This window comes from Alkalithermobacter paradoxus (assembly GCA_002029295.1).
GTDB lineage: Bacteria > Bacillota > Clostridia > Peptostreptococcales > Peptostreptococcaceae > Alkalithermobacter > Alkalithermobacter paradoxus.
The window spans coordinates 38,199-60,075 of record MZGW01000008.1 but is presented as its reverse complement, the minus strand read 5'-3'; the positions used below and the strand labels follow the sequence as shown (position 1 = coordinate 60,075).

Sequence of the window (21,877 nt, the reverse complement as noted above, 5' to 3'; positions counted from 1 at the left end):
TAGCAGACAATGAATGCTTTTTTTGTCATAATAGGGAGTGGATTTATTAAAATTTTAAGACATTTTTCTTGACTTTTGACAAATTAATCCTTCTAAATTATCATATTCGCTAATAGTTATTTCTTGTATATTAAGACCTTCCATTATGCTCATCAAAATACATGTTCCAGCAGTTATTATATCTGCTCTCTTTGGCTGAAGTCCTTTAAGTTTCTTCTTTTCATCTATTGTAAGCTTTGTTAATTTATTTAATATTCTTTGTATATCAGATATAGTCAACTTGCTATTGTGTATTTTGTTCATATCGTAAGTTTCAAGCTCTATATTAATAGCTGAAAGGCTTGTTATAGTGCCTCCTATTCCTATTAATCTAGATATATTCATTTCATTTATATGTTTTATTGTGTTATTTATAGTCTTATCTATATAATTATTTAGGTTATGTAGTTCACGCTTATCTATTGGGTCTATTTTTAGGAACTTTTCAGTCATTCTAAGTGCTCCTACATCTTCACTTTTTAGAAACTTTATTCCTTCTTTACTGTCTCCAAATATAAATTCTGTTGATCCTCCACCTATATCAAGCACTAGTATATCTTTATCTTCATTTATTCCTTTTATAGTACCTATAAAGCCTAGATTTGCTTCTTCTTCTCCAGTTATAACTTCTACCTTTATATTTGCTTCTTTATATGCTCTATCTAGAAATTCATCTTTGTTTTTGCTATCTCTAAGTGCTGATGTTCCAATTGCCCATATTCTCTCACACTTTTCTTCTTTTGCAATATTTACAAATTCCTTTAGTGCGTCTATGTTTCTATCTATAGCATCTTTTGATATGTATCCATTTTCATCTACACCTTGTCCTATTCTTGTAGTATTTATATATTTTTGTCTATCAAAAAATTTCCCTTCTACATATTCTGCTATTAATAGTCTCATAGAATTGGTTCCTATATCTATTGCTCCTAATTTCATAATCCACCTCCAAAAAAAATTAAAGGGTATTACCCTTTAATTATTATTTCTATTTACGTCTATATATATTATTTCACCTGGCTTTACCATTTTCAATCTTTCTCTTGCTATTTTTTCTATATAATAATCCTGCTTATAATTTTCTATTTCTTCTTCTACTTTTTCTTTTTCTTCTTTTATAATTCTTATTTGTTCTTTAATATTAGCTATTTCATTTTTATATTTTCTTATTGCTATACCTTGATTTATAAATGCCCATACAGTGTATACTATCAAAAATATTATAAAGATGACTATAAGTATTTCATATAGATTTGTTTTCTTTCGTTTTGCCATTATATCACCTTACATCTTTTCTAAAGTTTAACATCTTATATATTATAATATCAAATATAAGGTGAATTGGGTAGATTATAATGTAATATATGCTATTAAAAACTCCGAATATAAATTTGAATATACTTGTTATTACCTTTGCTACTTTGCAATTTAATTTCAAGATGTATTTGCTTACTGTATTTAAATATATAATAACTCCTATAATAAATCCTATAAAATTATAAAACCTAAGATCATATCCATTTGCCTTTTGAAGTATCAAAAACTCTACTATTCCTGTTATAGTCCAAAATAATATAGCTTCTATAATTCTAATCGGTTTTGGAACTTTAAAGCTATACGAGATTGCCCTATACATGTCATAAATTATACCTATAAGAATTCCTCCATAAACTGTAACAATGAATACATATACTTCACTGTTTTCATACATGACTACTTAAATATCTTCTTAAAGAAGCCTTCTTCATCTTTTTTAGCTACTTTAGAGTATGCTATGGTATTTATCATTCCCTTTACAGTAACTATTCCTTCTTCTAGGCTTAATTTACCCATGTCTAGGCCTTCTCCCTCTATTTTCATATCTCCTAGATTAGTCCTTAGTTCTATCTTTGTATCATTAAATGAATATACATGTTCAACTCCACATATCGTTAGAGTTTCTCTATTTTTTAGACTAATGTTATGCTCCATAACAAAATCCCCCCATAAATTCCTGATTTATAATAATTTATGAGGGGATTTTCTTATTTATTCTATTATTTCATACATTTCCTTAGCTTCATTTTTTAGTACATGTTCTTTTATTTCTGTGACTTTGGCCTTTGTAAGTTTAGATCCAAATCTTATTTCTATTATATCTCCTTCCTTAACTTCAGTTGAAGATTTTGCTACTTTTCCATTTATACTTATTATTCCGCTGTCACAAGCTTCTTTTGCTACAGTTCTTCTTTTTATAAGTCTTGAAACTTTAAGGTATTTATCTAGCCTCATTATATTCACCTCTTTTTATGGTTATATATGAATAGAAAAAAAGTGTGGACATACCACACTTTTGGAATTACTTGTTTATCATGTCTTTTAAGCCTTTTCCAGCTTTGAATACTGGAGCTTTTGATGCAGGTATTTCTATTACTTGCTCTGGATTTCTTGGATTTCTTCCTTGTCTTGCTGCTCTTTCTCTTGTTTCGAAAGTTCCAAATCCAACTAATTGAACTTTATCTCCTGCGTATAATGCTTCTTCTACAGCTTTCATGAATGCATTTAATCCAGCTTCTGCATCCTTTTTAGTTAATCCACTGTGTTCAGCCATTTTAGCTACTAATTCAGCTTTATTCATGTTAATTTCCTCCTCAGTATATGTATTAATTTATAATAACCTTTGGATAATCTTAATAATTCTACTTAACTATTGTAATTCCTCTTTTTTATTAAGATTTTCTAAAGTTTTTTGCTTTATTCCAAAGCTCATCCATTTCCTCTAGTGTCATATCTTCTAATTTCTTATTCATATTCTTAGCACTTTCTTCTATGAACTTAAATCTATCTATGAATTTTTGATTAGTTTTGTTAAGTGCATTTTCTGGATTTACATTCAGGAATCTAGCTAGATTAACAACTGCAAACAGTAAATCTCCAATCTCTTCCTCTATGTATTGTATATTCAAATTCCTTTGTGCGTCAATAACTTCTTTGAATTCTTCTTGTATTTTCTTGTATACATCTTCTATGTTGTCCCAATCAAATCCAACCATGGCTGCTTTTGATTGTATTTTATTTGACTTCATAAGTGCAGGAAGATGTTTTGGTATTCTAGTTAGACTCTCTGTTATAGTGCTTTCTCCCTTTTCTTTCTTCTTTAGCTCCTCCCACTGCTTGTTGTAATCTCCTTGTATCTTCTTACCTTCAAACACATGAGGATGTCTGTATATTAATTTATTACATATTCCATGAGCAACCTCATTTAAATCAAAATATCCTTCTTCTTTTCCTATCTGACAGTGAAATACTACTTGCAGGAGTATATCTCCTAGTTCTTCTATAAGCTCATCTATATCCTCTTTTTCTATCGCTTCTACAAGTTCATAAGCTTCTTCTATTATGTATGTCTTTAAACTTTCATGTGTTTGTTTTTTATCCCATGAACATCCATTTTCACTTCTTAGCTTTTCCATTATATCTTCAAGATCATAAACATCTTTAAATTTCTTTTCATCTGCTTTTGGAATATACACACTCGTTAAATAATCAAAGTTTCCTTCAATGTCCATCTCATAAAGCTTTAGCTTTTGAACAGTTTCTAAATCCTTTATTCCAGCTCCTCTTACAACATATATATCAGTATCATCATTATAGTAATCCATAAGTTTTACTTTAAGATTAGAAGCTGTAAACTTGTCATAAACCTGAGTTATTACTAAATTTGAATTTGTATCTATTTTTTCACTTTCTATATTTAGTGCATCTGTAAGCTTAAATCCATGAACTGGATCTACTCCTAATGTATTAAACATTGCATCGACAAAGCTCATAGATGGTATTATGTTTATTTTTATATTTTCTTTTATTGCAATATTTTCTATTATATCTACAGTTTGTTCTGCAACTCTAGGATGTCCTGGAACTGCATACACTATATCTTCTTTTTTAGATTTTTCTATTATGAACTTACTTATATTTTCATATACAGATTCAAAATTACTTTCTTTCTCATAAAAATAATCTAATCCTGTATAGTTTATTCCTTCTTTTGTAAGATCTTTAACTATTGGATGCTTTTCTGTTCTAAGGTATATATTTTTGCTATTTTTAAGGAGCCTTAAGGCTCCACTGCTTATCAAATCGAAATCTCCAGGTCCTAGCCCTACAATAGTTATGCTTCCCATTTTCTCACCTTCTTGACAGTATACTATAATTAGCATTATACCCACAAATGTTGTGAATATAACTGTTTATCTAAGTAATTTAGCTTTTTTTAGGATTTTGCTTATTTTCTTACCCTTAGGAATCATATTTATTTCTTCTTCTTTTATTCCTCCAACCCCTAGTAATACTACAAAATAAGCTATACCAGCAAATCCTATAGAAACAACACAAGCCATTGAATTTCCAAGATTAGAAACTAATAATCTATAAGATGTTATAGCCACTATTGACATTACTATTACAGATACTAATGGCTTTACAACAAATTCCATAAATTCAAATTTCACACCTATATGTTTTTTTATTGCATATAAATTAAGAATTGTTGCAACCATGTAAGCTATTACCGTTCCTATTGCAGCTCCTTTAACATTTAAAGAAGGAACTGCTGTTAGTGTATATGTTATTGCTATTTTAAATATAGATCCTATAACTAGATTTATAACAGGTATGTGTGCTTTTCCCATTCCTTGTAGTATTCCTGTAAATGTCTGAATTAAGCTTATAAATATTACTCCCATTGATAAATAAAGAAGTATTTGTCCTGCAGATGCTGGTTCATTAGGATAAAGCAACCTCATAATAGGTCCTGATAAAGATGCAAGACCAAATGCAGCTGGAAGGCCTATTATAAGTGCTGTTCTTGTAGCTGCTTTCACATCTTTTCTAGCAGTAGCTAAATCTCCTATTGTAAATGAGTGAGATATTACAGGAACTAAACTTACAGCAAGTGCCATAGTTAGAACCTGAGGAAGATTTATAAGAGTTGCTGCCATCCCTGTCAATTGTCCGTATAAGCTGTTAGCTTGTTCATATGTGAATCCAGACTCTTGCAATCTTCTCATTACTATAGATACATCTATCATATTCATTATAGGCATTATAGCTGATCCTATAGTTATAGGTACGGCTATAACTAAAAGCTTATTAAGTATTTCATAAGTAGTATCTTCCTTAAAGCTTTTACTGCTTTCAAGTTCACTTTTTATTTTATTTCTGTTCTTAAAGTAAACAAAGAACATAAATATAGATCCTAATATTGCTCCTGCAGTTGCACCGAATGATGCTCCTGCCGCTGCATATTCTTTTCCTCTTCCTAAAAGTAAAAATGCTAGATATATTCCTATTACTACTCTACCAAATTGCTCTATTACTTGCGATGTCCCTGTTGGGCCCATTTGTTGTCTACCTTGAAAATATCCTCTAAATGCTGCCATTATAGGTACGAACAATAGTGCTGGAGATATTGCAAGCATTGAATAATATGCTTTCTCATTTTTTATTAAGCTTGTAACTATATAATGAGAACCAAAAAACAGCATAGCAAAACTTATAATACCGGTGCATATTAATGCTCCAAATGATACTTTAAATACTCTATGTGCTCCTTTTTTATCTCCTATTGCTATTTTTTCTGAAACTAACTTAGATATAGCAGCTGGAAATCCTCCAGATGATATTGCAAGTAGCAGAACATATATAGGATATGCAGTTTGATAATACCCCATTCCCTCCGAAGTTATTATATTTCCAAGAGGTATTCTAAAAAATGCACCCATTATTTTTACTATAATTCCTGAAATTCCAAGTATAAAAGCTCCTTTTAAAAAGGAATTCTTGCCCATATGTTTCCCTCCTAAGATATAAACTAAGTAATAATATATCACAACTATTGATTTATAGCCATAATAAAAAAGACCCTTAGGGTCTTTTTTATTGTATCTGCTTTCCTAAAAATCCTGCTGCCACCTTAGCTAGCTTTTCATCTGCCTCTGTTATTTCTTCTTTATCTTTGCTTACAAATATAACTGCTCCTATAGGATCTCCTGATCCGCTTATTATAGGAACTACTATTTGCTTTTGGTATTCATTGTTATCATCTCTGTATATAGGAATTACTCTAGAGTCTTTAGCTAGTATAGACGCTCTATTTTCTATTAAATCTTCTAAATCTCTACTTATACTTCTATCTTTATATTCTTTCTTAGATAGTTTTGATACAGAAACTATACTATCTACATCAGTTATTACAACTCCTAAACTAGTATTCTCTCCTAATGTCTCTGCGTATTCTTGAGAGAAATCGTTTAGCTCTCCTATAGGAGAATATTTCTTTAATATAACTTCTCCATCTTTTGCTGTAAATATTTCAAGTGGATCTCCCTCTTTTATTCTGAGGGTTCTTCTTATTTCTTTTGGTATTACAACTCTTCCTAGATCATCTATTCTTCTAACAATTCCTGTAGCTCTCATTATTTTATCCCTCCATAGCTTCTTTGAGTATAGTTTTTACCAAAAGAAAAAAAATATACAAAAAAAGGGAGAATAGATAAATTATTCTCCCCTACTTTATAACTTCTATATTTTTTTCAACTTTAGCTTCTTTTTCTAATCTTTCTATATTGTCTATATACTTCATTTCTTTAAGTTCTGACTCTATAATTTCTTTAAGTTGACTAAAATCTGGTATTTCATCTATTTTTTCTGTAACTTTTATTATATGATATCCAAACTTTGTTTTTACAAGATCAGATATTTCTCCTACTTTTAAGCTAAATGCCGCTTCTTCAAATTCAGGAACCATAACTCCTCTTTTGAAGTTTCCTAAGTCTCCTCCATTTTGAGCTGAACCTGTGTCTTCTGAGTACTCTTTGGCTAGCTTTGCAAAATCTTCTCCACTTTTTACTCTATTTAGTATTTCCTGTGCTTTTTCTTTTATTTCATTTATTTTTTCTTCTGGATAAGGATTGTTTGATTCGTCTATAGTTTTAAGCAAGATGTGAGATGCTTTAACTTCTTCTTTTCTGTAATACTCTTTATTTTCATCAAAAAATTCTTTAGCTTCTTCTTCACTTATATTTAAGTTATCCATGTATTTTTCTTTGTATTTAGATATAGTTATATCTCTTTTTATTGTTTCTTTTATATACTCGTCAGATATTTTATTTTCTTTCATGAATTTTTTGAAGCTTTCATCTTGATCTATATATTCCTTGAAAGGCTTAAACTGTTCATCTATCTCACTTTCTTCGACTGTTACTTCTTTTGAAGCTACTTGATATATTATTTCTTCTAATACCATCATATCTAATATTTCTTCTTTAACTAAATCTAAGACTGTTTTGCCTTCTTCTATTTCTTGTTCCCATATATCACCGCCGTATATACTTTCATAATTTTTCTTTTGCAGTGCTAATCTTTTATTGTACTCTCCAAGTGTTATTGCTTGACCATTTACTTTAGCTACTTCTTGGCTTAGATCTACATTTTGACATGCACTTAAAGATAGTATAATGACCATTGCCAAAACTATTGCTGCAATTTTCTTCATATTTAACAACTCCCTTTAAAGTTTAGTTTATCCATTATAACATTTTTTCCATTACACTTGCAATTTCACAAACAAGCTTGTAATCATTTTTTTCATCCGTTTTAAATACATAATGTGGCTGAAGATGTACTCTTTGACCATCGTATTTTATTAATTTCACTTTTAATTTTTTTCCAAGGGACTTTATATAAGCTATCATTAAAAGGTTTCTAACAGGTGTAGGTATATCAGAAAATCTATCTTCTATTTCTTCTTCTATTTCATGCATATCTTCTTTAGATTCAATTGCTGCGATTTTTTTGTAGATTTCTATTTTTGTTACTTCATCACTTATATATTTATCTGGTATATATGCATTTATATTTATATCTATTTCTGTGTCTATTGTTTCCTCTAGTACTTCTCCTTTTAGTTTCTTTATTGACTCATTTAGCATCTTAACATAAAGGTCATAACCTATAACTGCCATATGCCCGTGCTGCTGTGATCCAAGTACATTTCCAGCTCCTCTTATTTCAAGATCTCTCATTGCTATTTTGAATCCTGACCCAAATTCTGTAAACTCCTTTATTGCCTTTAATCTTTTTTCTGCAACTTCGCTTAATATCTTATCTCTTTCGTACATAAGGTATGCATATCCTTGCCTTGATGATCTTCCAACTCTACCTCTTAACTGATAGAGCTGCCCTAGTCCCATTTTGTCAGCATCGTATATTATTATAGTGTTTGCATTTTGGATATCCATTCCTGTTTCTATTATTGTTGTACAAACAAGTACATCGTACTCTTTTTCTAAAAATCCTATCATTATCTTTTCAAGTTCTTTTGTACTCATTTGACCATGTCCCATCGCTATTTTGGCATTTGGTACTAATTTTTTTATTTTTGCTGCCATATTTTCTATTCCATTCACTCTGTTATAAACAAAAAATACCTGTCCACCCCTAGATATCTCTCTATCTATTGCATCTGCTATAATGCTTTCTTTTGCTTCTACTACATAAGTTAATACGGGATGTCTTTCTTGCGGTGGCTCTTCTATTAGGCTCATATCTCTAACTCCACTTAAAGACATGTGAAGTGTTCTTGGTATAGGAGTTGCAGATAAAGTAAGTACATCTATTGATGTTTTTATTTGCTTTAATTTTTCTTTGTCCTTAACTCCAAATCTTTGCTCTTCATCTATAACTACAAGACCTAAGTCCTTAAATTCTATATCTTTAGATAGTATTCTATGTGTACCTATAACAACGTCTACTAGACCTTTTCTTATGTCTTCTAATATTAGTTTTTGATCTTTTGAGCTTTTGAATCTACTTAAAACCTCAACTCTTATTGGAAAGTTTGCAAATCTTTCTTTGAAGTTGTTATAGTGCTGCTGAGCTAATATAGTAGTTGGAACTAATACTGCTACTTGCTTTGAATCCATGCAAGCTTTAAATACTGCTCTTATAGCGACTTCTGTTTTTCCATATCCAACATCTCCACATATCAATCTATCCATTACTTTGTCGCTTTCCATATCTTTTTTTACATCTTGTATAGACTTTAGCTGATCTTCTGTTTCTTCGTATGGGAATAAGCTCTCAAACTCTCTTTGCCAATGAGAATCAGAATTAAATCTATATCCTTTTACTTTTTCTCTTTTAGCATAAAGTTCTATAAGTTCTTTAGCCATATCTTCTACTGCTTTTCTTACTTTGCTTTTAGCTTTGTTCCAATCATTAGTTCCAAGTTTATTAAGTTTTAGGTTTTCTCCACCGCCACCTATATATTTTTGTACTTTATCCATCTGATCTGTAGGTACATAAAGACTATCTCCAGCAGAGTAAACAAGCTTCATATAATCCTTTTTTATTCCATTTACTTTTAACTGTTCTATTCCTAGGTATCTTCCTATACCGTGACTTTCATGTACTACATAATCTCCTACATTAAGTTCTAGGAATGATTCTATTTTTTCACCTTTTTTGAATTTCTTTTTCTTATCAGAAGATTTCTTATGAACTCCGAATATTTCTTTATCTGTTATAAGTGTATATTTTATGTCGCTGTATTGAAATCCTGATGATATGTCTCCTGGAACTATTATAACTTGAGATGATTTTAATTCTTTGCTTCTTTCCTTAATGAATGTGCATTCTATTTCTTCATCTAGTAAGCTTTTGTATAGAGATTTACTTCTTTCTTCTGATCCTGGAACTAAAAGAACTTTATATCCATTGTATTTTAGATATTTTAATTCTTCTGCTAATAGATTTATTTTTCCATTGAATGTGGCTACTTCTCTAGAATTAAAATTTACTATAGACATAGCATTAAATCCCTTTGTAGACTTTGGTAGTAGGGATTTTAGTATTACAAATCTATCTTTTATTAAGCTTTCTAAGTCTTCAAATTTGTAAAGTAAATTACCTTGTGACTTTAATACATATCCTTTTTCTAGGTTTGATTTGTAGTTTTCTTTGAATTCATCAAGTACATTTTTGCTTTTTTCATGTATTCTTGAAGGTTCATTAAGAATTATTATTGCGTCTTTCTTTAGGTAGCTAAATATACTTTTATCGAATTCTTCGTATAAGTAATCTATAAAGTTTTCTGCTCCTTCAAAATATATCCTTTCTTTTATTTTTTCTATATCTGAATATACTTCATCTTTAGTATATTCTCTTATTTCACTTTTCATTTTCTTTATAGCATTTTCTATATCTTCTGGATACGTTAACTCTCTTGAAGGTATTATTTCTATATTTTTTAGTTTCTCTATTGATTTTTGACTTATTCTATCAAACATTCTTATAGAATCTATTTCATCGTCAAATAGCTCTATTCTTATAGGGCTTTCGTAGTTTGGAGTGTATATATCTAGTATTCCTCCTCTTATGGAGAATTGTCCTAAAGATTCAACCTTAGATACTCTTTCGTATCCTATGTTGGCGAGTTTTTTAGATATTTCTTCAAGATTTATTGTATCTCCTACTTCATACTTAGATATGTTCTTTATTAGTACATCTTTTGGGATATATTTTTTTAGCGCAGCTTCTATAGACGTGATTAGTACCACGTCTTCTTCTTTAGCCAGTTTTGATAATACATTTATTCTCTTTGATTCCTCTTTCTTATCTTTTGCATCTAAGTGATAAAAGAATATTTCTTCAAAAGATAGATAAATAGCCTTATCTCCTATATAAAATTTCAAATCGTCATAAACTTTCTTAGCTTCAAAGTCGTTATGAGTTATTATGATAGTTTGCCTTTTGGTGTCATTAAATAGACTATAAGTTATGTGCGGTCTTTGAGAAGATATAAGTCCATTTATCAAAAGAGGGGACTTGTTGTTTTGTATAGATTGTATTATATTGTTGTATTCTATTGAGTTTTGGAGTGGATATATAAAGATATCTCTCATATTTATCACCTTTTCTAACCATTAAATTTGTTCATGGCTGTGTCTATACTTTCATTTATTATGCTTTCTATAGATAATGCACTTTTGTTTAGAGCTTCATTTAAATCATGTGTTTCTTCTTTTGAGAATCTTGAAAGGACGAATGAAGCTAGATCTTGTCCTTTAAAAGGTTTGCCCACACCTATTCTAACTCTTGGAAAATTCTCAAACTGAAGCTTTCCTATTATAGATCTCATACCATTGTGAGTTCCTGGACCACCTTTTTTTCTTATTCTTATTTTGCCTATATCAAGGTCTATATCGTCGTATATCACTATTATTCTTTCGTTATCTACTTTATAGTATTTGTATATTTCTAAAAGGCTTTCTCCACTTAGGTTCATATATGTCAAAGGTTTTACTAATAAAACCTTTTCATTTCCTATTCTTCCTTCTCCTATCATTGCTTTATGCTTTATTTTTTTTATTTCTATATTATTTCTTTCTCCTAATATATCTATTACGTTAAATCCTACATTATGTCTAGTGTTTTCATATTCTTTACCTGGATTTCCCAGTCCAACTACTACATACATATTTAAACCTCCTTAAAGACAGTTAGAACTATTATATCATATTTGTATATTTATCATAAATAAAAAAGTCTTTCTTTGAAGATTTTAAAAGGTAGACTTTTTTGAAATACATAACGGAAATTATAAATTATCCACAATTCAAAAAGTTTATAATTTCCTATTCATCATAAAAAAAAGATGGCTTAGCCATCTTCTAGTTAAATAGTAAACTTACTGATTCATTTGTAAATATTTTATTTATTGCTTCAGCAAATATAGGAGCTACTGATTGTATTTTTATTTTTTCTATTTTCTTTTCTTCTGGTAATTCTATTGTATCAAGTACTATAAGTTCTTTTATAGATGAATTTTGTATCCTTTCTATTGCAGGTCCTGATAAAACTGGGTGAGTACAGCAAGCATATACATCTTTTGCCCCGTATTCTTTAAGTGCATTTGCTGCATTTGCTATTGTTCCTGCTGTATCTATCATATCATCTATTAGTATTACATTCTTACCTTCTATATCTCCTATTATGTTCATAACTTCTGATACATTTGCCTTAGGTCTTCTTTTATCTATTATTGCTATCGGAGCATCTAAGTGGTTTGCGAAATTTCTAGCTCTTGTAACACTTCCAAGGTCTGGAGATACAACTACTAAATCTTCTATTTGTTTGTCTTTGAAGTATTTAGCTAGTATAGGTACTCCTAAAAGGTGATCAACAGGTATGTTGAAATATCCTTGTATTTGAGCTGCGTGAAGATCCATTGTTAAAACTCTGTCTGCTCCTGCCGCTGTTATTATATCAGCAACTAATTTTGCTGTTATCGGATCTCTTGCTTTTGCTTTTCTATCTTGTCTTGCATATCCATAGTATGGTATAACTGCTGTTATTCTACCAGCTGAGGCTCTTTTTAGTGCATCAATCATTATAAGAAGTTCCATTAAATTATTGTTCACTGGGTTACTTGTTGATTGAATTACAAACACATCTGTTCCTCTTACAGTTTCATTTATGTTAACTGTAATTTCTCCATCACTGAAAGTACCTACATCTGCATTTCCTAAAGGAACATTAAGAGCATCTGCTATCTTCTTTGCAAGATTTGGATTTGCATTTCCTGAAAATATTTTGATTTCAGAACCACTAGTATTCATCTACATACCCTCCAAGCTATTAAATTATTTTTTGTTTACCCAACCTTCTTTTACAGTTTGTCTTTGTCTAGCTATAGCAAGGCTTTCCTTTGGAACATCTTCTGTTATAGTAGACCCTGCTGCTATATATGATTTTTCATGTATTTTAACTGGGGATACTAAATTTGCATTACACCCAATAAATGCATCATCTTCTATTACTGTTTTGTGCTTGTTTTTTCCATCGTAGTTTACAAAAACTACTCCACATCCAATATTTACATTCTTACCAACTTGTGCATCGCCTATATAAGAAAGATGTGATGCCTTTGAGTTATCTCCTATTGTTGAATTTTTCACTTCAACAAAGTCTCCTATTTTAACATTCTTTCCTATATCGCTATTTGGTCTTAAATAAGCGTAAGGACCTATAGTGCTATTATCTCCTACTTTACTATCTATTATTGTTGATATCTGAACTTCAACATTGTTTCCTATATCTGAATTTTCTATTCTACTATTTTGACCTATAATACAGTCCTCTCCTATGCTTGTTTTTGAGCATATTACTGCACCAGGGTATATAGTTGTGTCCATTCCTATTTTTACATCAGATTCTATATAAGTATTTTCTGGATCTATTATAGTAACTCCATTTGACATGTGGTATTCATTTATTCTTCTTCTCATCACTTTTTCTGCTTTAGATAAATCTACTCTTGAGTTAACCCCCATAAGCTCCTCTATAGTAGATCCCATATATGCTCCTACTTTGTATCCATCATTTCTTAGTATCTCTATAACATCTGTAAGGTAATATTCTCCTTGTGCATTGTTATTAGAAAGCTTAGATAGACTTTGAAGTAAAGCTTTTCCATCAAATGAGTATATACCAGAATTTATTTCATTTACTTTCTTTTCTTCTTCATTTGCATCTTTTTGTTCAACTATCTTAAGTAAGTTATTGTCACTATCTCTTATTATTCTTCCGTATCCTGTTGGATTATCTATTTTTGTTGTAAGTACTGTTGCTTTGTATCCATTTTCTTTGTGGTAGTTAAATAGATTATTTAGTGTTTCGCTTTTGATTAATGGTGTATCACCACATAATACTACTATTAAAGAGTTGTCATCTATATATTCTTTTGCCATCAAAACAGCATGTCCTGTTCCTAGTTGCTTTTCTTGAATTGCTATTTTTACTTCATTTGGTATGTTTTCCTTAACTTTATCTCCACCATGTCCTATAACAACTATATTTTCATTTACTCCTGCATCTTTTGCTACATCTATAACGTGATTTACCATTTCCTTGCCACATACTTTATGTAAAACTTTAGGAATTTTAGATTTCATTCTAGTTCCTTGTCCTGCGGCAAGTATTATAGATTTTATACTCATATTTTCACCTCTATATATATAAATTCCTTATATAGTATAACATTTTTCGACGAAATTGTATACAATTTAAAGTTACACAAAAAATGAAAAAGAGCCGTGGCGGGCTCTTTTTATACTGCTGTAACTTCTACATTATTTAAAGCTTCTTCATATGCAGATATTACTTCTTTTTCAAGTAATTCTCTCATTTGTGAATTTATAGGATGAGCTATATCTCTAAACTCTCCTTCAGCTACTTTTCTGCTTGGCATTGCTATGAATAGACCATTTTGTCCCTCAATTATCTTTATATCATGGACTACAAATAGGTCGTTAAAAGTTACCGAAACTATTCCCTTCATTCTGCCTTCGTCAGTTATTTTTCTCACTCTTATGTCTGTAATTTGCAAATTCCCCACTCCCCTTTGAGCTAATTTAGAATACTTTCCTATTTTTATATTCTACATCTAGTTCTAAATTCCTCTTTAATTTTCTGAATTTTGTATCACAAAATCACTATTTGGAGTTATTTGCATTTCTTCCCCTATCATTTTGAAGTCTACTAACGATACATAGTCGCTAACTTGCTTTTCTTTAGGTTCTGCCATTGATATGAATACGCCTTTGCCGATAACTTTGGCATTAAATTCATTCATCAAATCTTCCATTGCTTTGAAAGTTCCTCCACCTCTCATAAAGTCATCTATAAGTATAACTTTACTGTTTTCTTTCAATGCTTTTCTTGGAAGTGATAGCATTTGTACTCTCTTTGAACTTTCTGACATATAAGTTATGCTAAGTGCAGATCCTTCTGATACTTTAGAGTCTTTTCTTATTATTACAAGTGGTAGATTCATAGCATTTGCAGTCATAAGTGCCATAGGTATACCTTTTGTTTCTATCGTAACTACATAGTCTGCATCTTTATAGTCTATATAAGATGCGAATATCTTTCCTATTTTGGCTGCTATTTGAGGATTGTATATAAGGTCTATTATATACAAAAATCCTCCTGGAAGCAGTCTTGAATTATCATTTAACTTATCACAAAGTGACTCTAAGAATTTTATGTTGTCTGTTTTAGATATTTTAGGAATGTACTTTACTCCTCCGGCCGCTCCTGCTATTGTTATTACTTGTCCTAAATTCATCTTTTCAAATACATTTTTCACTACTAAAACATCTTCACTTATTGTAGATTTAGCTGCATTAAATTTGTCAGTAAAGTAACTAAGAGTAAAAACCTTATTTGGATTGTCTGATAGTATTTTAACTATAGCTCCTATTCTTTCGTTTCTTTTAAATTTCATGTTCTATCCTCCCGAAACGGTTATATATTTAAAATTGAATATGATTTCCTATGTGTTATAATATAATTTATATTTTATTCATATTAATATAAGAGTATAATGTTAAATATAAACTTTATGATATTATAACATATTATTCTTAATGTAAGGAGAGATGATTTTAAAATGCATATACATTTTATAGGAATAGGCGGAATAAGTATGAGTGCCTTAGCTCAAATATGTATTAACAAAGGATATTCTGTATCTGGCTCTGACGCTCAATCTTCAAATATAACTGAAAAACTTGAAAAGTTAGGTGCAAATATATATATAGGGCATAGGGAAGATAATATATCTGATAATATAGATCTTGCCGTTTATACTGCTGCTGTTAAAAGTGATAATGAAGAACTTGTAGCCTGCAAGAAAAAAAATATAAAAACTCTTGAAAGAGCTACATTTTTAGGAGAACTTATGAAAGACTATGAAAATGCTATAGCTATAGCTGGAACTCATGGAAAAACTAGCACAACTTCTATGACTTCTTTATTATTTACATATGCTCATAAAGATCCTACTATATTGGTTGGCGGAAATTTAAGCGAGATAAATGGAAATGTTAGAATAGGAAATTCTGAAAATTTTATAACAGAAGCTTGTGAATATGTAGATAGTTTCTTGAAATTCTATCCTAATATAGGTGTTGTTTTAAATGTTGATGAAGACCATTTAGATTACTTTAGTGGAATTGATGATATAAAAAAATCTTTCAATAACTTTGGAAAGTTAATTCCTAACGATGGGTACTTTATAATAAATGGAGATGACGAAAACACTTTTGACATTACAAAAGATGTTAAAGCTAATATCATAAAATATGGAAGAAATGATGATAACGATATGATTATAAAGAATGTATCATTTGATCATATGGGATGTGGAATATTCTCTTTAAGCTTTAATAATGAAGATCTTGGAGTATTCTCACTTTCAATACCTGGACTTCACAATATATACAACGCTACTGCTGCTATTTCTTGTGCTTTGGTTTCTGGAATTGATATTGATAATATAAGAGAAAATATATCTAAGTATAAAGGTGTTGAAAGAAGATTTCAAAAAAAAGGTGAAGTAAATGGTGCTATAATAATAGATGATTACGCCCACCACCCAACAGAAGTTAAAGCTACATTAGCTGCTACTAAAAATATTTGTAAAGGTAATTTATATTGTATATTTCAGCCTCACACATATACTAGAACAAGAACTCTTTTAAATGAATTTGCTTCTTCATTTAATGATGCTACAAAAGTAATAATAACAGATATATATGCTGCAAGAGAAAAGGATGACGGAAGTATACATTCTAAAGATCTTGTAAATAAGCTAAAAGAAAATGGAATTAATGCTATTTATATGAGCAATTTTGATGATATTTCTTCTTATATTCTAAAAAATATTAATGAAAATGATATTGTTCTTACTGTAGGAGCTGGAAATGTATATTTAATAGGAGAGAAAATATTAAAGGATGCCAATTAGGCATCCCTTTTTTATGGAGTGTTTGCATAAGCACTTATTATTATATCTACGCTCTTAACCTGATATACTTTTCCATTTAATTGTATATTGTTCTCATAAGCAATTATATTTTGAGTTCTTCCTTTTCCTTTTAAAGTAAGTTCATATCTTTTTTCCTCAAACTGTCCTAATGTTCCTTCTACTGTATGCTTATTAAATAAAAAGTCTACAAGATCCTTTGCATCTTTTCCTTTTACTACTGAGTTTATATTGTTTACTATATCTTTTATTTCTATTTCCTCAACCCAGTCATAATTACTTTGATCTTGTTTGGTTTGTGAAGGTTTAGTATTTCTCATCATTTGTGATAGATAGTCATATAAATCTTCTTGTATTTGATAATAAGATCTATGAGCTTTATAATAAACCCCTAATACACTTCTACCCATTAGCTGTAAATATATTTCATTATCTCTAGTTCCTATTGTTATATAAAAGTTATCATTAGCATTGTTACTTGAAACTATTTTGTGTTCTTTTGTATATGCTACAAGCTTTGTATTATCACTAAATTCTTTGAATTTCGATTTTTGTAATTCTTTCTTTTGTTTAGAGTATTCATCTTCAATTTCAACCTTATTCCATATCTTATTGTTTTGAGTTATATCAAAAGATGTGAACATTCCTCTTTCAAATAGCTGCTCTAATTCATTGCTGTACTGACTTGGTATTTCGTAATATTCTTCTTTTCCTGATTTTTCTATTTTCATATTTTTGTAGTCTGTAGTGAATTTTACTTTTTCTCCCTCACCTTTTATTATACTTTGAACAGTTACCTTATCGTCTAATTTTTTCATTTTTTCTATGTAATAATTTAGTTCAGATATTATATCTTCATTAAGACTCATATCCTCAAGTCTGTTGCCACTTACCTTTATGTCTACTTCGTCTTTTAGCAAGTTTATTAGTGGAACATCCTTCATTCTAGAAGCTATAGTAGATTTGGTATCTTGTGCTTCTTCTTTTGTTTTTATATAAGTAAGAGAAAAAGTTATAGCAAATACAAGTACAAATATTATTATGCATGCTATTATTAATTTCTTATACATACAATCACCTCTTGTATAAATTATATCATAGATTTACATAATGAAAAAAGAATTTCACAATGTGAAATTCTTATTCAATACCTAATACATTTATATAATCTACATATGGGTCTTGTGTTCCTTGAAGTACAACTTCTTCTTCTTTTAGAAATTTGATATATTCAACTATATCCTTTGTTATCTTCTCACCTGGAACTATAATTGGTATTCCTAGAGGATAAACCATAACAGACTCTCCACTTATTTCTCCTACAGCATCTTCAAGTAATATAGAATGCTTAGTTGAATAAAATGCATCTCTTGGTGCTACTATTAAATCTGGATTTTTTAGTATGCTCTTTTTAAGTTTTATTTCTTCATCTCTTCTATGTTTTATAGATATATCGTAAAGTGCATCTACTAATTTATCTAAATTTTCTTTAGTGTCTCCAAGACTTACTATTGCAAGCACGTTATAATTATCTCCAAGTTCCATTTGGATATTGTACTCATCTCTTAATATATCGTAAACTTCATATCCTGTAAGACCTAGCTTTCTTACATTTATTCCAAGCTTTGTTTCGTCAAAGTCATATACTCCTGGAGTATCTATAAGCTCTTTTCCAAAAGCATAAAGACCATCTATTTTATTTATTTTATCTCTAGCATCTCTTACTAAAGTTAATACATTCTCAATCATTTCTTGACCATTTGTAGCAAGCTGCTTTCTAGCAACATCTAGTGATGTCATAAGAAGATAAGATGCTGATGTTGTTTGAGTTAGATTTATTGTAGTTCTAACTTGCTTTGCATCAACTATTCCATCTCTTACTAAAAGCACAGAACTTTGAGTTAATGATCCTCCTGTCTTGTGCATACTTACAGCAGCCATATCAGCTCCTACTGACATTGCAGATTCAGGAAGTTCAGGATGAAAGTGCATATGTGCTCCATGTGCTTCATCAACTAAAACTGCAATACCATTTCTGTGAGCAATCTTTACTATACCCGCAAGATCAGAAATAGCTCCGTAATAAGTTGGGTTTATAAGAAATATAGCTTTAGCGTCTGGGTGCTTTCCTATAGCTCTTTCTATTTCTTGTATAGAAACTCCCATCGCTATTCCAAGTTCTTCATTTATCTCTGGCTGTATATAAACTGGAATTGCACCACTTAATATTATAGCTGATGTAGCTGATTTGTGAGCATTCCTTGGAAGAATTATTTTATCTCCAGGTTCACATACACTCATTATCATAGCTTGAACAGCTGCAGTAGTTCCATTTACCATAAAATAAGCGTAATCTGCCCAATATGCATCAGCTGCAAGTTCTTCAGCTTCTGCTATAACCCCTATAGGGTTAGATAAATTATCTAAGCATTTCATTGAGTTTACGTCAACTTCTAAAACTCTATCTCCTATAAAATCTGCAAGCTCTCTAAGACCTACTCCGTGTTTATGTCCAGGAACATCAAAAGGAATAACATTTTTGCTATGATAATCCTTAAGTGCTGTAAAAAGAGGTGTCATAGTTTGATCTAATCTTTTCAACTTATGCTCTCATCTCCTTCGTTTCATATTTATAAACTTTGAAGGCTTTTTTTAGAAACCAACATATTATAATTTATAATATTTTCATACAAAAATCAATATTTTTTTTCATTATATCTCATAGTACAAGCATCAATATGAACAGCTATTCCTTTTATGTTGTCAATACTCTCCTTAATCTTATCTTCAACATTGTGTGCTATTTCGTGACCTTTATATACAGTTATGTTAGGATCTACGCAAATTGCAAGATCTATATAAACATACGGCCCGTGCTTTCTACTTTTAAAGCTAGTTATATGATTTACTCCTTCAACAGAAATTATTATATTTCTTATTTTTTCTTCTTCATCTTTATTTATAGAGTAATCTAATAGTTCATTTGCTGATGTCTTTAGTATATCTATTCCAACTTTAATAACCAAAATAGATACCAAAACTCCAGCTATTGGATCTAATATCTTAAATCCTAATCTACTACCTATTATTCCTAAAAGTGCTCCTATTGATGATAGTGAATCTGATCTGTGATGCCAAGCATCTGCTTTAAGAGAAGGTGAGTTTATTTTATTTGCAACTTTTATAGTGATATAAAATTGATATTCTTTAAGTAATATAGAAACTATTGCAGCAATTATAGGAAGGATTGTAGGAGTTTTTATATCATTTAAATTAAATATAAGCTTAAATGAACTTGATCCTATCTTAAATCCTACGTAAATTAATATTAAGGACAAAACAAATGCAACTAATGTTTCTGCTTTTTCGTGTCCATAGTTGTGATCTTCATCATTAGGTTTCCTAGCTATTATATTTCCTAGTAATACTCCAATTGATGTTACTATATCTGATGCTGAGTGAATACCATCTGCTACCATTGCATTTGAATTTCCAAATACACCTGCTCCTATTTTAGATATTGATAATACTATATTTATAACTATTGACTTTATAGTTACATTTGTAGACTCATTTAGTCTATCGTCCATTTTTTCATCTCCTTTATCAATTAGCAATATGATTTAGATTATACTACTGTGCGCTAATTATTGCAAGCTAGTATTTTCAATGGTTTTACTTATTATTTGGTATGACCTTTCATTTTTATTTGATATTTAATATCAATAAATATAGGCATATATCCTAAAGGATATATGCCCATTTACTATTTAAACTATGCTTGTTTTATTATTTCATAAACCATTTGTGCAGATTTTACTAAATCTTCTATAGCTATATATTCTTGTAGTGTATGTGGTTTTTTCATACCAATTCCAAGATTTACAGCTTTTATTCCGTTTGCATTTAATATGTTAGTGTCACTTCCTCCACCAGTTGAAGTTATATATGGAGTTACTCCCATATTTTCAAATGCTTTTTTAGTCATGCTTACTATTTCATCATCTTCAGATATATTGAATGCTCCGTACATTCTTTCAACATTTATATCTATTTGTGCTCCAAAATCTTGTGCAGCTTTCTTGAATACTTCTACCATATGAGCTGTTTGCTTATCTAATTTTTCATCAACTAAGCTTCTAGACTCAGCTTTTATTTCAAGCTCTGGCATAACTATATTAGTTGCTATACCTCCCTTAACTATCCCTATATTAGCTGTTGTATCTTCATCTATTCTAAGAAGCTTCATATTTTCTATAGCTCTTGCCGCTACCATTATAGCACTTATTCCTTCTTCTGGAGCTACTCCTGCGTGAGCTGGTTTACCTGTTATCTTAACGTCTATTTTATCTTGAGCAGGTCCTTTAACTATTATTTCCCCAGGAGATCCACCACTATCTAATACAAATGCATACTCAGCATTTATTTTAGAGTAATCCATGTATTTAGCTCCGAATAATCCTCCTTCTTCCCATATACTAAATACAACTTGGAAATCTGGATGCTCTATGTTATTTTCTTTAAGAACTCTTACTCCTTCAAGTATAGCAGCTATTCCTCCTTTATCATCTGCCCCTAATACTGTTGTTTCATCACTTTTTATTATTCCATTTTCTTCATCTACTATTGGCTTTATTCCTTCTCCAGGGCTTACTGTATCCATGTGAGCACTGAATATTATTTTCTTTCCTGGCTTTGTTCCTTTTAATGTTCCTATAACATTTCCTATTTCTCCACCAGCTTTAACTCCTGCATCATCTACAACAACTTCAAATCCTAATTCTTCAAGCTTTTTGATTAGAACTTGAGCAACTTTAGCTTCTTTAGAAGATGGGCTGTCTATTTTTACAAGCTCTACAAATTCGTTTATTATTCTGTCTCTATTTACCATAACAAACCTCCATTTATTTTATTGATGAATACGTTTTCTCTTATTTATTACATTATACTACATTTTTACACAATAAA

At 30.1% G+C, this 21,877-nt stretch carries 21 protein-coding genes; 1 reads left to right on the top strand and 20 read right to left on the bottom strand.

Features of this window, described 5'->3' with window-relative positions; translation table 11 throughout:
• Positions 1-54 precede the first annotated feature (54 nt).
• The 16 genes from CLOTH_RS08720 to purR form a co-directional block, all read right to left on the bottom strand.
• Positions 55-978, bottom strand: a complete 924-nt coding sequence (locus CLOTH_RS08720) for a Ppx/GppA phosphatase family protein (protein WP_079413180.1) — start codon at positions 976-978, stop codon at positions 55-57.
• 36 nt (positions 979-1,014) lie between these two features.
• The gene (locus tag CLOTH_RS08715; RefSeq protein ID WP_079413178.1) at positions 1,015-1,314 is read right to left on the bottom strand and encodes an FtsB family cell division protein; all 300 of its coding nucleotides are present in this window, start codon (positions 1,312-1,314) and stop codon (positions 1,015-1,017) included.
• Positions 1,315-1,318: 4 nt separating this feature from the next.
• The gene (gene yabQ, locus CLOTH_RS08710; RefSeq protein ID WP_079413176.1) at positions 1,319-1,750 is read right to left on the bottom strand and encodes a spore cortex biosynthesis protein YabQ; all 432 of its coding nucleotides are present in this window, start codon (positions 1,748-1,750) and stop codon (positions 1,319-1,321) included.
• A 2-nt stretch (positions 1,751-1,752) separates the two neighbouring features.
• A complete protein-coding gene (gene yabP / locus CLOTH_RS08705) occupies positions 1,753-2,010 on the bottom strand; it encodes a sporulation protein YabP (RefSeq protein ID WP_079413174.1) in 258 nt (85 codons plus the stop codon).
• Positions 2,011-2,067: 57 nt separating this feature from the next.
• Positions 2,068-2,310, bottom strand: a complete 243-nt coding sequence (locus tag CLOTH_RS08700; protein ID WP_079413172.1) for an RNA-binding S4 domain-containing protein — start codon at positions 2,308-2,310, stop codon at positions 2,068-2,070.
• A gap of 67 nt (positions 2,311-2,377) precedes the next feature.
• The gene (locus CLOTH_RS08695) at positions 2,378-2,656 is read right to left on the bottom strand and encodes an HU family DNA-binding protein (protein WP_079413170.1); all 279 of its coding nucleotides are present in this window, start codon (positions 2,654-2,656) and stop codon (positions 2,378-2,380) included.
• A 91-nt stretch (positions 2,657-2,747) separates the two neighbouring features.
• Complete coding sequence (yabN, locus tag CLOTH_RS08690; RefSeq protein WP_331722070.1) at positions 2,748-4,238, bottom strand: bifunctional methyltransferase/pyrophosphohydrolase YabN; 1,491 nt, start codon at positions 4,236-4,238, stop codon at positions 2,748-2,750.
• A gap of 30 nt (positions 4,239-4,268) precedes the next feature.
• Positions 4,269-5,867 (bottom strand): putative polysaccharide biosynthesis protein, encoded by a 1,599-nt coding sequence (locus CLOTH_RS08685; RefSeq protein WP_079413166.1) that lies wholly within the window; start codon positions 5,865-5,867, stop codon positions 4,269-4,271.
• An 88-nt stretch (positions 5,868-5,955) separates the two neighbouring features.
• Positions 5,956-6,495 (bottom strand): stage V sporulation protein T, encoded by a 540-nt coding sequence (spoVT, locus tag CLOTH_RS08680; protein WP_079413164.1) that lies wholly within the window; start codon positions 6,493-6,495, stop codon positions 5,956-5,958.
• Positions 6,496-6,586: 91 nt separating this feature from the next.
• Positions 6,587-7,573: a peptidylprolyl isomerase gene (locus CLOTH_RS08675; RefSeq protein WP_079413162.1), complete on the bottom strand. Its 987-nt coding sequence runs from the start codon at positions 7,571-7,573 to the stop codon at positions 6,587-6,589.
• Positions 7,574-7,607: 34 nt separating this feature from the next.
• Positions 7,608-10,982, bottom strand: a complete 3,375-nt coding sequence (gene mfd / locus CLOTH_RS08670) for a transcription-repair coupling factor (RefSeq protein WP_079413160.1) — start codon at positions 10,980-10,982, stop codon at positions 7,608-7,610.
• Between the two features lie 14 nt (positions 10,983-10,996).
• Entirely contained in the window at positions 10,997-11,557 is a 561-nt protein-coding gene (pth, locus tag CLOTH_RS08665; protein ID WP_079413158.1) for an aminoacyl-tRNA hydrolase, read from the bottom strand.
• Between the two features lie 193 nt (positions 11,558-11,750).
• A complete protein-coding gene (locus CLOTH_RS08660) occupies positions 11,751-12,698 on the bottom strand; it encodes a ribose-phosphate diphosphokinase (protein WP_079413156.1) in 948 nt (315 codons plus the stop codon).
• Between the two features lie 24 nt (positions 12,699-12,722).
• Complete coding sequence (gene glmU / locus CLOTH_RS08655) at positions 12,723-14,078, bottom strand: bifunctional UDP-N-acetylglucosamine diphosphorylase/glucosamine-1-phosphate N-acetyltransferase GlmU (RefSeq protein WP_079413154.1); 1,356 nt, start codon at positions 14,076-14,078, stop codon at positions 12,723-12,725.
• 110 nt (positions 14,079-14,188) lie between these two features.
• On the bottom strand, positions 14,189-14,467 hold the full coding sequence (spoVG, locus tag CLOTH_RS08650; protein WP_079413152.1) for a septation regulator SpoVG: 279 nt from the start codon (positions 14,465-14,467) through the stop codon (positions 14,189-14,191).
• 75 nt (positions 14,468-14,542) lie between these two features.
• Positions 14,543-15,367 (bottom strand): pur operon repressor, encoded by an 825-nt coding sequence (purR, locus tag CLOTH_RS08645; RefSeq protein WP_079413150.1) that lies wholly within the window; start codon positions 15,365-15,367, stop codon positions 14,543-14,545.
• Between the two features lie 165 nt (positions 15,368-15,532).
• Here purR and murC point away from each other — a divergent pair, with 165 nt between their 5' ends.
• Entirely contained in the window at positions 15,533-16,891 is a 1,359-nt protein-coding gene (murC, locus tag CLOTH_RS08640) for a UDP-N-acetylmuramate--L-alanine ligase (protein WP_079413148.1), read from the top strand.
• An 11-nt stretch (positions 16,892-16,902) separates the two neighbouring features.
• Here the strand turns inward: murC and CLOTH_RS08635 are convergent, their stop codons facing one another.
• The 4 genes from CLOTH_RS08635 to CLOTH_RS08620 form a co-directional block, all read right to left on the bottom strand.
• On the bottom strand, positions 16,903-17,979 hold the full coding sequence (locus CLOTH_RS08635) for a hypothetical protein (RefSeq protein ID WP_079413146.1): 1,077 nt from the start codon (positions 17,977-17,979) through the stop codon (positions 16,903-16,905).
• Between the two features lie 70 nt (positions 17,980-18,049).
• Positions 18,050-19,510, bottom strand: a complete 1,461-nt coding sequence (locus CLOTH_RS08630) for an aminotransferase class I/II-fold pyridoxal phosphate-dependent enzyme (protein ID WP_331722069.1) — start codon at positions 19,508-19,510, stop codon at positions 18,050-18,052.
• A gap of 95 nt (positions 19,511-19,605) precedes the next feature.
• On the bottom strand, positions 19,606-20,499 hold the full coding sequence (locus CLOTH_RS08625; protein WP_079413144.1) for a cation diffusion facilitator family transporter: 894 nt from the start codon (positions 20,497-20,499) through the stop codon (positions 19,606-19,608).
• A gap of 185 nt (positions 20,500-20,684) precedes the next feature.
• Positions 20,685-21,800: a M20/M25/M40 family metallo-hydrolase gene (locus tag CLOTH_RS08620; protein ID WP_079413142.1), complete on the bottom strand. Its 1,116-nt coding sequence runs from the start codon at positions 21,798-21,800 to the stop codon at positions 20,685-20,687.
• Positions 21,801-21,877 lie beyond the last annotated feature (77 nt).